Genomic DNA, 12,682 nt, shown 5'->3' on the forward strand with positions numbered 1-12,682 from the left:
TGTGTTCGTGTCGGGTGCTAGGTCGTGCGGCGGCGTCGCGGCAGGCAGAGCTGGGCGGACCACAGGCCGCCCACGGCGCACACGGCCCACAGCGCCCAGTCGCGGTAGGCGTAGACGGCGCCGCCGAGCAGCGGGCCGACGCCGGTGCCGAGCGTGATCGCCGCGCCGTACAGGCCCTGGTAGCGGCCGCCCATGGCGGGCGGGGCCAGGCCGCCGAGGTAGGCGCCGGCCATCGCGGCGTACAACATCTCGCCGAGCGTCCACAGCAGGACGGTGGCGGCGAGCCACCCCATGTCGCCGGCCCAGCCGGTCAGCGCCAGCCCGGCGCCGGTGAGCAGGTTGCCGAGCGCCAGCACCCGTTCGGGCCGCCGCCGCGACACGGCGCTGGTGATCGGCAGCTCCAGCAGCACGACCAGGACGCCGTTGAGCCCCATGAGCAGCCCGAAGTCGGCCGGGGTCAGGCCGGCGGCCTCGACGTGCAGCGGCAGGCCGACCGTGGACTGGATGTAGATGAACTCGGCCAGCAGCGTCATCAGCAGGAAGCGGCGCAGCCGCCGGTCGGCCAGCGCCTCCCGGTACCCGGCCCGCGTCCCGGCCGGGTCGTGGCCCTCGGGCGCGCCGGTCACGGGGACGTCGCGCAGCAGCACCAGCGCGATCAGGCCGAACAGCAGGCAGGCGGCGGCGTTGCCGAGGAACAGCCCGACGTAGGAGACGGTCGCGAGCACCCCGCCGAGCACGCCGCCGAGCGCGGCCCCGATGTTCATGGCGAAGCGGTGCACGGCGAAGGCGGCCAGCCGCTGCTGGTCGCTGCCGGTGGCGTCCACCAGCAGCGCGGCGGCGGCCGGGCGGTAGAGCTGCGCGGCGGCCCCCGCCAGCCCGGCCAGCGCCACCAGCGCGGGCAGCGAGGCGAGGAACGGCACGGCGGCGGTCAGGCCCGCGGCGGCGGCCATCGAGGCCACGATCGTCCAGCGGCGGCCGATCCGGTCGGCGAGGTAGCCGCCGACCGTGTTGCCCGCCACGTTGCCCAGCCCGGCCGCGCCCAGCACGAGCCCGGCCGCCGCCGGGGAGAAGCCGCGGCCGGTCAGGTACAGGACCATGAACACCGGCAGGAAGTTGCCGATCCGGTTGACCAGCACGCCGAGGCTGACGATCCAGACCGTGGCCGGGAGCCGCCGCAGGGTGTCGCGGAAGCGCGGCTCGCCGTCCGTCGGCCGGGCGGGGGCGCTCACGTCACGGCCTCGGTGCGGATGCCGATCAGGTCGTGCAGCCGGGCGCAGTGCGCGAGCGCCTCCTCGGCGCTCGCGCCGCGCGCCATGACGTGGCCGGCGCGGTCCTCGCTCCAGGTCAGGGGCCGCACGACGGCGCCGGGCGCGACCGTCAGCTCCAGCTCCACGAGGGCGGGGTCGGCCCGGACGCGGTCCGCGCCGGTCACCTCGACGACCCGGCCCGGGGGCGGGGTGAGGAAGCGGATCGCGGCGGCGGCGCGCGGCGGCGGCGCGGCCGGCAGCGGCTCGACCAGCCCGAGGCGGGCGCCGAGCGCGTAGCGGTCCATGTCGACGCCGTAGGCGACCTCGGTCAGCTCGTTGATGCGGTCGCCGCCGACGCGGTTGTGCGACTCGACGACGAGCGGGCCCCGGCCGGTCAGCTTGACCTCGGTGTGCGCGGGGCCGTGCCGCAGCCCGACCGCGTCGAGGAAGGCGGCCACCAGGTCCTCGACGCGGCGCAGCAGCGGGGCGGGGTGCCGGCTCGGCGTGGAGTGGCCCAGCTCCACGAAGCCGGGCCCGCCGACGAGCTTGTCGGTGACCGCGACGACGACGTGCCGGCCGTCGAAGCTCAGCGTCTCCACGCTGACCTCCGGCCCGTCCAGGAACTCCTCCATGAGGAAGCGGTCGAGGCCGGCGGCCAGCTCCCCGGCGTGCCGGCGGGCCAGCTCGCGGAAGCGGGCGGGGACGGCCGCGAGCCCGGCCGCGTCGCGCACGGCGGTCACGCCGAGGCTGCCCGCCTCGCTCGTCGGCTTCACCACGATCGGCAGGCCGTGGGCGGCGGCGAACGCCCGCAGGTCGGCCTCGGTGCGGCCGAGCGCCGCGGCGACCGGGCTGAGGCCGAGCGCGGCGAGGCGCCGCCGCATCCGCCACTTGTCCAGCAGCAGGTCCACGGTGTCGAGGGTGGTGCCGCCGAGCCCGAGCAGGTCGTCGATCTGCGCGGCGGGCCGCAGGCCGAGCTCGGTCAGCGACACGACGGCGTCGAACGGGTAGGCCCGGTGCAGCGCGGCGGCCAGCGGCAGCAGCCGGGCGGTGTCGGTGTAGTCGACCAGCAGGGCCTGGTCCACGTACGGCCAGTGGGCGCGGTCGTAGCGGTCGGGGTGCTGGATGTGCACGACGCGGGCCCCCAGCTCGCGGGCCTTGCGCACGACCTTCAGCTTGCCGCCGACCACGGCGACGGCCGGGCGGCCGGGCGCCGCCTCGCCGGGCCGCGCGCGCGTGGCTTCTCGTGACATCGGAGCTCCTTCGTCGGGGCGCGGGTCACCCGTGGCCGTCGCGGCGGGCCGCGCCGGTGAGCGGGATCGCGCGCAGGGCGGTCCGGTCGACCTTGCCCGGGCGGTTGAGCGGCAGGGCGTCGAGCCAGACGTGCAGGCGCGGGATCATGTGGCCGGGCAGCCGGTCGCGCAGCCGGTCGGTGATCTCCTCGCCGGGCGCGGGCGTCCCGGCCAGGAACGCGACCACGGCGGCGCCGCCCGGGGCGTCCTCGCGCAGCAGCACGGCGGCGTCCACGACGCCGGGGCACTCGCGCAGCGCGTGCTCCACCTCGCCGATCTCGACCCGGAAGCCGCTGATCTTGACCTGGTCGTCCACCCTGCCGAGGAACGACAGCTCGCCGTCCGGCCCCTTGCGGACCCGGTCGCCGGTGGCGTACATGCGCTGCCCGGGCAGCTCGGCGTACGGGTCGGGCAGGAACACCGCGGCCGTGCGGCCCGGCAGCCCGAGGTAGCCGCGCGCCACCCCGGCGCCGCCGATGTAGAGCTGGCCCTCCTGCCCGTCGGGGACGGGCGACAGGTCCTCGTCGAGCACGTACGCCCGCACCCCGCGGATCGGCCGCCCGATGGGCACCCACCGGGGCGTGGACGGGACGCACCTGTACCAGGTGGGGGCGACCGAGGTCTCCGTCGGGCCGTAGCCGTTCCAGACCACCGGCCCGCCCGCGTCGGCCAGGCCGGGGCCGTCGAGCTGGGACCCGCCGGTGATCACCAGCCGCACCCCCGAGGCGGCCAGGCGCGGCAGCAGCGAGCGCCCGTACGGGCCCAGGACCGCCGCGGGGATCTCCAGCACGGTCGCCCCCAGGCTGCGGGCGGTGCGCACCATCCGGCTCGCGGGCAGGTCGGCGTCGCCGGGCACGGCCAGGCAGGCGCCGCAGCACAGCGGCATGAGACAGTCGTGCATGGTGCTGTCGACGGTGACGGCGGTGGTCCAGAGCATGACGTCGCCCGGCTCGATCAGGCCGAGGTCCTCGATGGAGGCCACCATCAGGTTGAACAGGCCCTGGTGCGGGACGCCGACCACCTTGGGCCGCCCGGTCGAGCCGGACGTGGTGATCGCGTAGGCGAGGTCGAGCGGGCTCGCCGCGTGCGGCGGGGGAGCGGCGTCGTCCTCGCCCCGCAGGGTGGGGTCGTCGATGAGCTGCGCCGCCGGCAGCCACGGGGTGGGCGCGGCGGTCAGCACCTGGTCGCAGCCGGCGTCCGCGAGCACCTCCTGGTTGCGGCGCGGCGGGTCGGCGGGGTCCAGCGGCAGGCAGGCCGCGCCGCTGCGCAGGATCGCGACGACGCCGGTGATGGCGGCCACGCCGCGCGGGGCCAGCAGGCCGACGACGCTGCCGGGGCCGGCTCCGCGCCGGCGCAGCCGCCGGGCCAGCCGGGCGGTGACGCGGCCGAGCTCGGCGTACGTCCACGACCGGCGGGCGGTGCGCAGGGCCGTCGCACCGGGCCGGGTGCGCACCTGGTGCTCGAACAGGTCGCACACGGTGCGGGCCTGCGACGGGACGCGTTCGAGCGGTCGCAGGTCCGGCATCACGCCTCCTCCCGGCGCGCGGCGGCCTGGCGGCGCAGGCTGAGGGGCCGCAGGTCGGTCCAGGTCCGGTCGATGAAGGCCAGGCGGTCGGCCTTGGGGCCGGGCGGGCCGACGGGACGCCAGCCCGCCGGGACGTCGCGGCCGGCCGGCCAGATCGAGTACTGCTCCTCGTCGTTGACCACGACGTGGAAGTCGCCGTGCTCGTCGTCGAACATCTCGTCCTCGTTCCTGGATGTCGGATGGGCGGTGTCGATTGGGCGGTGCCGGATGGGCGGGTCAGGCGGGGAGGTCGCTCAGCGCCCAGGTGATCGCGGCCGGGAGCGCGGCCTCCCAGGCGGCGTAGGTGTGGCCGCCGTCGCCGTACGAGCAGCGCACCACGTGGCCCTGGGCGGTCAGGTCCTCGCCGGTGCGTTTGGTGGCGTCCACCAGGCTGAGGCCGTCGTCGAGCAGGAGGTCGGCCTCCTCGCGCCCGGCCGCCAGCAGGAACCGGCCCGGCCGGCGGGCGGGGGCGGCGGGGCCGAGGCGGTGCTCGGTGAGCGGCCCGGACAGGGCGACCGCGCCCGCGAACCGGTCGGGGCGGCGCAGGGCCGCGCGGATCGCGGTGACCGCGCCGAGGCTCGCGCCGACGACGGTGGCGCGGCCGGGCGCGGCCCGCTCGCCGAGCCATTCCCGCAGGTACGGCAGCAGCTCGTCGGCGAGCACGTCCACGTAGGCGTCGGCCAGCAGCTCGCCGCGCCGCCCCGCCCAGTCGCGCGGGCTGAGGAACGCCGCGGCGACCGGGGGCGCGTCGCCGTCGAGCGCGAGCCGGTCGAGCAGCGCGGGCAGCCGCATGACGTCCACGAACTCGGAGCCGTCGAGCACCACCAGCGTCCGGGCGGGGGCCGCGCCAGCCGAGACGAACAGGTCCACCCGCCGCCCGCCGGCCGGCCCCGGGCCGTGCCACTCGCGCCGCTCCAGGCGGTGCTCGCGGGTGGCCGCCCCGAGGTCGGCGCTGCTCTCGTCGAGCAGGACCCGCGCGTACCCGGTGGGCGTGCGGTGCCGCAGCATGAGCCCGAGCGGCACCTCCCGGCCGAGCAGGCGGCGGACGGCGGCGGTGGCGCGGGGCACCAGCAGCGAGTGGCCGCCGTGGTCGAAGAAGTCGCCGTCCACCGGCACGTCCCGGCCGAGCACCGCCGACCACGCCTCGGCGACGCGCGCCTCCAGCCCGCTCACCGCGGCGGGACCGCTCCCGGGCCCGTTCCTGGGGGCGTTCACCGGGACGGGCGGCAGCGCGGCCCGGTCCACCTTGTTGTTGGCGGTCAGCGGCAGCCGCGGGATCGGCACGACGTGGTCGGGCACCAGGTAGGCGGGCAGCCGCCCGGCCAGCGAGCGGCGCAGCGCGGCCGGCTCCGCCGGGTGGCCGGCCACGACGTAGGCGACGAGCGCCGGTCCCGTCGGCAGCTCGGCGCGCACCACGACGGCGGCGCTGACGCCGGGCTCGGCCAGCAGCGCGTGCTCGACCTCGCTCGCCTCGACGCGGTAGCCGCGGATCTTGAGCTGCCGGTCGGCCCGGCCGAGGAAGTCGATCGCGCCGCTCGCCAGGCGGCGGCCGACGTCGCCGGTGCGGTACATCCGCGCGCCGGGCGGGCCGGCCGGGTCGGGCACGAACGCCGCGGCCGTCAGCCCCGGCCGGCCGTGGTAGCCGCGCGCCAGGCCGTCGCCGGCCAGGTAGATCTCGCCGCGCATGCCGACGGAGGCCGGGTTGAGGTCGCGGTCCAGCACGTACGCCCGCGTGTACGGGATCGCGTGCCCGATCGGCACCCGTCCGCTCCAGTACCAGTCCTGGAAGACGGTGGCCAGCACCGTGCACTCGGTGGGGCCGTAGGAGGCGATGACCCGGCAGCCGGGCAGCAGCCGGCGGGCGGTCTCGAAGCTCTTGGGGTTGACCACGTCGCCGCCGACGACGAGCGTCCGCAGCCCGGCAAGGTCGGCCGCCAAGTCGTCCGGCGGCTGTCCGGGTGACTGTTCCGGTGACTGTTCCGGTGACTGGGCCGGTGACTGGGCCGGCAGGTCGAGCAGCAGGTCGAGCTGGGGCGAGACGAGCTTGAGGGTGCTCACCCGGTGCTCGCGCAGCACCTCGCGCAGGCGGCCGAGCAGCGGCCCGAGGTCGTCGACGACGACGCGCCCGCCGTGCGCGAGCGGCGTCCACTCCAGCACGGCCACGTCGAACGTCAGCGGCCCCGCCTGCAGGAACGTGGTGCCGGGGCCGACGTCGAGGTAGCCGGGCGCGCCCGCGACGAGCCTGCTCAGCGCGCGGTGTGGGATCGCGACGGCCTTGGGCGTGCCGGTGGAGCCCGAGGTGGAGATGAGGTAGGCCAGGTCCTCGGGCCCGGCGGCGAGGGGCGGGTCGGTGTCCGGCTCGCCGCTGAGGTCGGGCTCGCCGACGCTGAGCACGGGCGTCGCGCCCGAGGGGAGCCGGTCGCGCAGGGCCGGGCTCGCGATCGTGAGGACGGCGTCCGCGTCGGCCAGCAGGAAGCGCAGCCGCTCCTCGGGGAAGGCCGGGTCCAGCGGGAGGTAGGCGGCCCCGGTCTTGAGGACGGCGAGCAGCACGACGTAGGTCTCGACGGTGCGTTCCAGGCAGACGGCCACCACCCGGCCGGGCCCCGCGCCGCGGCGCTCGAGGTGGCGGGCGAGCCGGTTGGCGCGCGCGTTGAGCCGGCCGTAGGTGAGCGGGCCGCCCGCGCCGGCCACGGCCTCGGCGTCGGGCGGCGGGCCGCCTGGGCCTGGACGAGCTCGACGACGGTGGCGCGCGGGGCCGGCGTCTCCCGCGCGGCCGGGCCCGGTGCGGCCGGTGCGCCCAGCTCGCGCAGCGGGCGGCCGGGCGTCTCGGCGGCCTGCTCCAGCAGGGTGACGTAGCGGTCGGCCAGAGCGGCGATCGGCTCCTCGTCGAACAGCGCGGAGCGGTAGACGAACGTGGCCCGCAGCCGCCCGCCGGTCACCTGGGTGGTGAGCGAGAGGTCGAAGCGGGCGGTCACCGGCAGCTCGGGGTACCACCACTCGGGCGCGCCCGGGGCGTCGGCCAGCGCGCCGTGGTCGCCCGCGTGGTTGACCGCGATGTCGAAGATCGGGTTGCGGCCGTCCTCGGAGCCGGCGTTGAGCGCGCCGACGACGCGTTCGAAGGGCACGTCCTGGTGGGCGTCGGCGGCCATCCAGGCGTCCCTGGTGCGGGCGACCAGCTCGCGGAACGTCGTCCGGGCGCCGCCGGCGTCCACCCGGAGCACGACGGTGTTGACGAAGAAGCCGATGAGGTCGCGCAGCTCGGGCCGCGGCCGGTCGGACAGGACGGCGCCGATGACGATGTCGTCCTGGCCGGTGTAGGCGGCCAGGGTGGCGGCGAAGGCGGCCGTCACCACCACGCCGGTGCTGGCCCTGGCCCGCCAGGCCAGCGCCGTCACGGCGGCGGTGGCCTGCTCGGACAGCTCGACGACGACGGCCCGCCCGGCGGCGTGCGCGGCTGCCCGGTCGACCGCGCGGCCCGGTCCCTGGCCGGCCGGGCCTTCGCCCGCGCCGGGTGAGCGGGGCCGGTCCGTGGGCAGTTCCAGCCGCTCGTGCCCGGCCAGCGCCCGCCTCCAGTGGGCGAGCTGCGGCTCCAGCGTCTCCTCGGTCAGGAAGCGGCGCTGCCAGCGGGCGTAGTCGCCGTACTGGACGGGCAGGTCGGGCAGGTCGGGCGGCCGCCGCTCCAGGGCGGCGGCGTACAGCTCGAACAGGTCCCTGGCCAGCACGTCCATCGACCACCGGTCGGTGACGATGTGGTGCAGCGCCATGAACAGCGCGGGCCCGTCCTCCAGCGCGGCGACGACCACCCGGAACAGCGGGGGCCGCGCCAGGTCGAACGGGGCGGACGCGGCGTGCTCGACGGCGGCCCGCCACCGGGCGCCCGCCCACCCGACCGGGAGCGGGCCGCCCTGCTCGGGGAGGTCGTCGAGGACCTGTTGCGCGGTGGTGCCGTCGGGCCGCAGCACGAACCGGGTGCGCAGGATCTCGTGGCGGCGCACCAGGCCGGTCAGCGCCTCCGACAGTGCCGTCCGGTCCAGCCCCGCCCGGAAGCGCCAGCCTCCGGTGATGTGGTACTGGCCGGACGACGCGTCGAGCTGGCGCAGCCACCACAGGCGTTCCTGGCCCGCGGACAGCGGCGGGTCGCCCGCGCCGGGCTCGCGGGTCAGCGGGGCGGGATTCGTCGGGCGGGGCTCGAACCTGGGCATGGCTGCCTGTTACCTCCTCCGGTCGGCGGGTGGCGGGGCGGCGCTCAGGCCGCCCCCTCGGCGGTGAGCGCGTCCTGCTCGGCGCGGCGGGCCTCCGCCACGACCGCGGTGATCGAGGTGAGGCTGCGGAAGGTGGACTCCTTGAGCGCGTCCTCCGGCAGCTCGACGCCGAAGGCGTCCTCGATGCTCAGCATGAGGCCCATGCAGGTGAGCGAGGTCATGCCGAGGGCCCACAGGTCGTCGTCCGGGCCGAGGTCGTAGCCGTGGACGGTGACGTTGAGCTGCTCGTCCACGATGCGGCGGACGGTGTCCGCCAGCGGCTCCTGGGAGATCGTCATCGGTTCGCCCTTCCTGCCGCGGCCGGCACCGGCCGGGAGCCGTTGCGGCCCTGGGAACTGTGGAGGTAGCGGGCGACGCGGCGCGCGCCCAGCAGGCTGCCCTGGGCGTACCAGAGCACGTCGGGGCCGAGCGCGTAGTCGATCCCGATGGTGTCGTAGAACTGGTGGGCCATGACCCGGTAGTAGTCGGCGATCTGCGCGGTGGTCATCTGCGGCGCCGCCTCGGCGCCGGTCTCGAACCAGGCGGCGAGGTTGTGCTGGACGTACTCGTCGATCGACCACTCGATCGTCCTGGTCTCGATGGGCCGCCGCATCGGCCCGAACATCGGGTCGATGAGGCCGGCTTCGCCCTGCAGTTCGTTGGCCACGTGCACGGCCAGCAGCGGGGCGCAGTGGAAGCCGTCGCGGTAGGTGCCGGTCATGAGGTAGAGGCCCGAGCTGGGCAGCCACCCGATGAGCGGGAAGCCGTCGAGCGTCACCGGCCGGTTGCCGGCCAGCCAGCGCTCCACCTCGTGCCGGGCGACCTGCTCGTCGAGCTGCTGCATGGCGTACTGGGCGAGGAAGCGCACGTCCGCCATCCAGGTGACGCCGGAGACGTGGTCGACCAGGCGGTTGGTGGCGCCGTAGTACTCGCGGCCGTGCGGGGCGGGCACGACGTGCAGGCCGCAGGCGAAGCCGCGGTTGGGGGTGCGGACCACGCTGCGGAACGGCTCGCCGCCGGTGCGCTTGGCGATCATCGCGAAGCCCAGCCCGGGGATGGTGGGGACCATCGAGAAGTCCTCCAGCATCGTGCGCACCAGCGCCTCGCTGCGGGCCCCGGCGGCGACGACGACCTTGCCCGCCTCGATGACGTGCCCGTCGGCCAGCTCGACGCCGGTGACGGTGCCGTTGTCGCCGCGCAGCCGCTGGACGAGCGCGTCCACCAGGACGCCGCCCGCCGCCTCGATGCGGCGTTCGAGCGCGCCCAGCACGCCGCGCGCGTCGACGGCGCCCTCCTCGGGCAGGTGGACGGCGCGCAGCGCCCGCGACTCGGTGCGCGGCCGGTAGCCGGGGATGTCGCGCGGGTCCAGCTCGGCCCACGGCTTGCCGTACTCGTCGAGGGCGCCGAGCATGGCCTCGAAGTTCACGGTGTCGAGGTCGGCGCCGACGCTGTTCAGCACCACGTGCGAGGCGGTGGCGACCTGGAGGGGAGCGCCCGTGGTGGAGAACTCCTCCAGCCGCCGCAGCACCGCGGGCCAGCGGTCGTGGGCGGCCACGCCGAGCTCGAACCGCTTGCGCGAGGCCTCGGTACGCAGGGACTCGGTGGTGGTCTCGCCGAAGCAGCCGAGCATGGCGCCGGCCGCCTGGCTCGCGCCCGTCTCCCGGCCGCCGGGGCCGACCACCACCACGGAGCCGGCCCGGCGTTCGATCAGCTCGTCGGCCAGGAACAGGCCGAGAGCTCCGTTGCCGACGATGACCACGTCGGCCTGGTCTGGGCGTGCGTCACTCGCAGTACCACGCTGTTCCACAGGGATGACCCCTTCGTGTGACTCGGACATGAATCGATGGCGCCGGGCCGCTGAATACGCGCAGGGCGGCGCCCGGCTTTCTTTCGTGAATGATTAACGTGCCGGCGGGCGGGATGGATGTCATCCGCCGGTGAAAATGGGCGCGGGCCTGCGGACGGCACGCCGCGGCAGCCGGTCTGACGTCGTCCAATGACGGCCGCGGTCAGCCTGGATCAGGCCGGCGACGCCGTCAGAACGCGTCGATCCCGTATCCCCCTGTTTGGACCCTCGGCAGGCCGATGTAATACCTCCCCCGATTGACGAAGCGATGCCCCTCGTTCGCTGCCCGACCATAACCCGCCCTTCGCGCGTCTCGCAACAGCCGGAGAAACGGTTGTGCTTTTGTGCGCAGCACAAAAGACATCCGCCGGGTAGCCGCTGGTCAGGGGGTGTACGGAAGGCGCCGGGCCAAAGTGGTCCAGTGTTCCCGGCAAAGTGGCACCAGCCGCCGGAAAAACGTTCGGAAAGGCGTTCCGCGGGCCGCTCCGGGCCGCTCGCCAGCGATTATCCGGGCTCAATTCACAGTCCCGGCCGCCGCGTGGTGATAGGCCGCGCTGATCGGGACGCGGCCTGCGTCCCGCCATACCGAGTGGCCTATTGGCACGCGTTATGGAAGGGCCGCGCGCGGCCCCGGTGTGCCATTCACCGGGCCGGCCGGACGCGACTTCCGTAATTTTGGTCATTGCTGCGCGCGGAAGCGCCGGGCCGTTGGGTACCGTGCGAAAGGTGAGCCTTCATGCTGCGCGCGTGCACGACATCTGCGATTCCTACGTCGATGAATATGCCCGGCTCGATCCCATCGCCGCGACCGAGGCCGGCGTCGCCGGGCACGACGACCGGCTGCCCGACCTGTCGCCCGCCGGCCACGAGGCGCGCGCCGACCTCGCCGCCCGGTCACTGGCGCGGATGGCGGCCGCCCGCCCGGCCGACGACGGCGAGCGCGTGGCCCGGGCCGTCTTCGCCGAGCGGGTCGGCCTCGCCGCCGAGACGCAGGCGGCGGGCCTGCCGGCCGCCTCGCTCAACGTCGTGGCCAGCCCCGTGCAGGGCGTGCGGCAGGTCTTCGATCTGATGCCGACGGCGACGGCCGCCGACTGGGCGGCGATCGCCCGGCGGCTGGCCGCGGTGCCGGCCGCGCTCTCCGGCTACCGGACGGCGCTGCTGGCCTCGGCGGGCAAGGGCGTCGTGTCGGCCCTCCGGCAGGTGCTGCGGGCGGCCGAGCAGTGCGAGAGCTGGTCGGGCGGCCGCGAGCCGTTCTTCGCCGCCCTCGTCCGGCAGGCCGGCGGCGTGCCCGGCGTCGGCGACGCGCTGCGGGCCGACCTCGACGCCGGCGCGCGGGCCGCCTCGGCCGCCTACGCCGAGCTGGCCGTCTTCCTGCGGCGGGAGCTGGCGCCGTACGCGCCCGCCGAGGACGCCGTCGGCCCCGACGTCTACGCCCTGCACGCGCGGGCCTTCCTCGGCGCGGAGCTCGACCTGCGCGAGGCGTACGCGTGGGGGTGGGAGGAGTTCGCCCGCGTCGAGGCGGAAAGGGGCCGCCTGGCGCGGCGGATCAGCGGCGGCGCGGGCCTGGCGGAGGCCGCCGCCGTCCTCGACGCCGATCCGCGCCACCGGGTGCGCGGCGCCGAGGCGTTCCGCGACTGGATGCGGGAGCTGTCGGAGCGCGCGCTGACCGGCCTGCGCGGCACCCACTTCGACATCCCGGAGGAGCTGATGCGGCTGGAGTGCCGCATCGCGCCGCCCGGCGGCGGGGCGGGCGCCTACTACGTCGGCCCCTCGGAGGACTTCAGCCGGCCGGGCCAGATGTGGTGGTCTTTGCCGCCCGGCGCCGAGGAGCACCCCACCTGGCGGGAGGCCAGCACCGTCTACCACGAGGGCGTGCCCGGCCACCACCTGCAGATCGGCACCGCGGTCGCGACGCCGGGGCTCAACCGGTTCCAGCGGCTGCTCTGCTTCGTCGACGGCCACGGCGAGGGCTGGGCGCTGTACGCCGAGGGCCTGATGCGCGAGTTCGGCTACCTCGACGACGCTCACCTGCTCGGCATGCTGGGCAAGAGCCTGTTCCGGGCCGCGCGCGTCGTCCTCGACCTGGGCCTGCACCTGAAGCTGGAGATCCCGGCGGGCGCCGGCTTCCACGAGGGCGAGCGGTGGACGCCGGAGCTGGGCCTTGAGTTCCTGCGCGACCGGGTGCTGCTGGAGCCCGGCCGGGCCCGCGACGAGCTGGAGCGGTACCTGGGGTGGCCGGGGCAGGCGCCGGCGTACAAGCTGGGTGAGCGGTTGTGGCTGTCCCTGCGCGAGGAGGCGCGGGCCCGGCGGGGCGCGGCGTTCGACCTCAAGGAGTTCCACATGGGCGCGCTGCGCAGCGGTCCGGCCGGGCTCGGCACCCTGCGGGAGGTCCTGGCGGCCCTGGAGTAACGGGCGGCGGGCCCGCAGCGGTCCTGGAGTGACACGACGCACGGCTTCCGGCGCACGCACCCGCGTGCTCTCCCGAAGGGATCTGG

The 12,682-nt window shown here is 76.0% G+C and carries 8 protein-coding genes and 1 pseudogene; 1 reads left to right on the plus strand and 8 read right to left on the minus strand.

Annotated elements, in window-relative coordinates; all coding sequences use genetic code 11:
* Nucleotides 1-17 precede the first annotated feature (17 nt).
* The 8 genes and pseudogenes from MF672_RS16800 to MF672_RS16835 form a co-directional block, all read right to left on the minus strand.
* Nucleotides 18-1,229: an MFS transporter gene (locus MF672_RS16800; RefSeq protein ID WP_242379846.1), complete on the minus strand. Its 1,212-nt coding sequence runs from the start codon at nt 1,227-1,229 to the stop codon at nt 18-20.
* The gene (locus MF672_RS16805; protein ID WP_242379849.1) at nt 1,226-2,497 is read right to left on the minus strand and encodes an ATP-grasp domain-containing protein; all 1,272 of its coding nucleotides are present in this window, start codon (nt 2,495-2,497) and stop codon (nt 1,226-1,228) included. The genes MF672_RS16800 and MF672_RS16805 overlap by 4 nt, the downstream gene beginning before the upstream one ends.
* A gap of 25 nt (nt 2,498-2,522) precedes the next feature.
* Nucleotides 2,523-4,061 (minus strand): amino acid adenylation domain-containing protein, encoded by a 1,539-nt coding sequence (locus MF672_RS16810; protein ID WP_242379851.1) that lies wholly within the window; start codon nt 4,059-4,061, stop codon nt 2,523-2,525.
* Nucleotides 4,061-4,276, minus strand: coding sequence for an MbtH family protein (locus MF672_RS16815; RefSeq protein WP_242379853.1), 216 nt, complete (start codon nt 4,274-4,276; stop codon nt 4,061-4,063). Before MF672_RS16815 ends, MF672_RS16810 begins: the two co-directional genes overlap by 1 nt.
* Nucleotides 4,277-4,337: 61 nt before the next feature.
* Entirely contained in the window at nt 4,338-6,791 is a 2,454-nt protein-coding gene (locus MF672_RS16820; RefSeq protein ID WP_247815263.1) for an amino acid adenylation domain-containing protein, read from the minus strand.
* Nucleotides 6,792-6,910: 119 nt separating this feature from the next.
* Nucleotides 6,911-8,302: pseudogene (locus MF672_RS16825) on the minus strand (condensation domain-containing protein); the annotation flags it as partial.
* A 44-nt stretch (nt 8,303-8,346) separates the two neighbouring features.
* Complete coding sequence (locus tag MF672_RS16830) at nt 8,347-8,640, minus strand: phosphopantetheine-binding protein (protein WP_242379857.1); 294 nt, start codon at nt 8,638-8,640, stop codon at nt 8,347-8,349.
* Nucleotides 8,637-10,100: an NAD(P)/FAD-dependent oxidoreductase gene (locus tag MF672_RS16835; RefSeq protein WP_242379859.1), complete on the minus strand. Its 1,464-nt coding sequence runs from the start codon at nt 10,098-10,100 to the stop codon at nt 8,637-8,639. The genes MF672_RS16830 and MF672_RS16835 overlap by 4 nt, the downstream gene beginning before the upstream one ends.
* A gap of 813 nt (nt 10,101-10,913) precedes the next feature.
* Between MF672_RS16835 and MF672_RS16840 the strand changes: the two genes are divergently transcribed.
* Nucleotides 10,914-12,596, plus strand: a complete 1,683-nt coding sequence (locus MF672_RS16840; protein WP_242379861.1) for a DUF885 domain-containing protein — start codon at nt 10,914-10,916, stop codon at nt 12,594-12,596.
* Nucleotides 12,597-12,682: the final 86 nt, after the last annotated feature.

The sequence above is a fragment of the Actinomadura luzonensis genome (genome assembly GCF_022664455.2).
GTDB classification, from domain to species: Bacteria; Actinomycetota; Actinomycetes; order Streptosporangiales; family Streptosporangiaceae; genus Nonomuraea; species Nonomuraea luzonensis.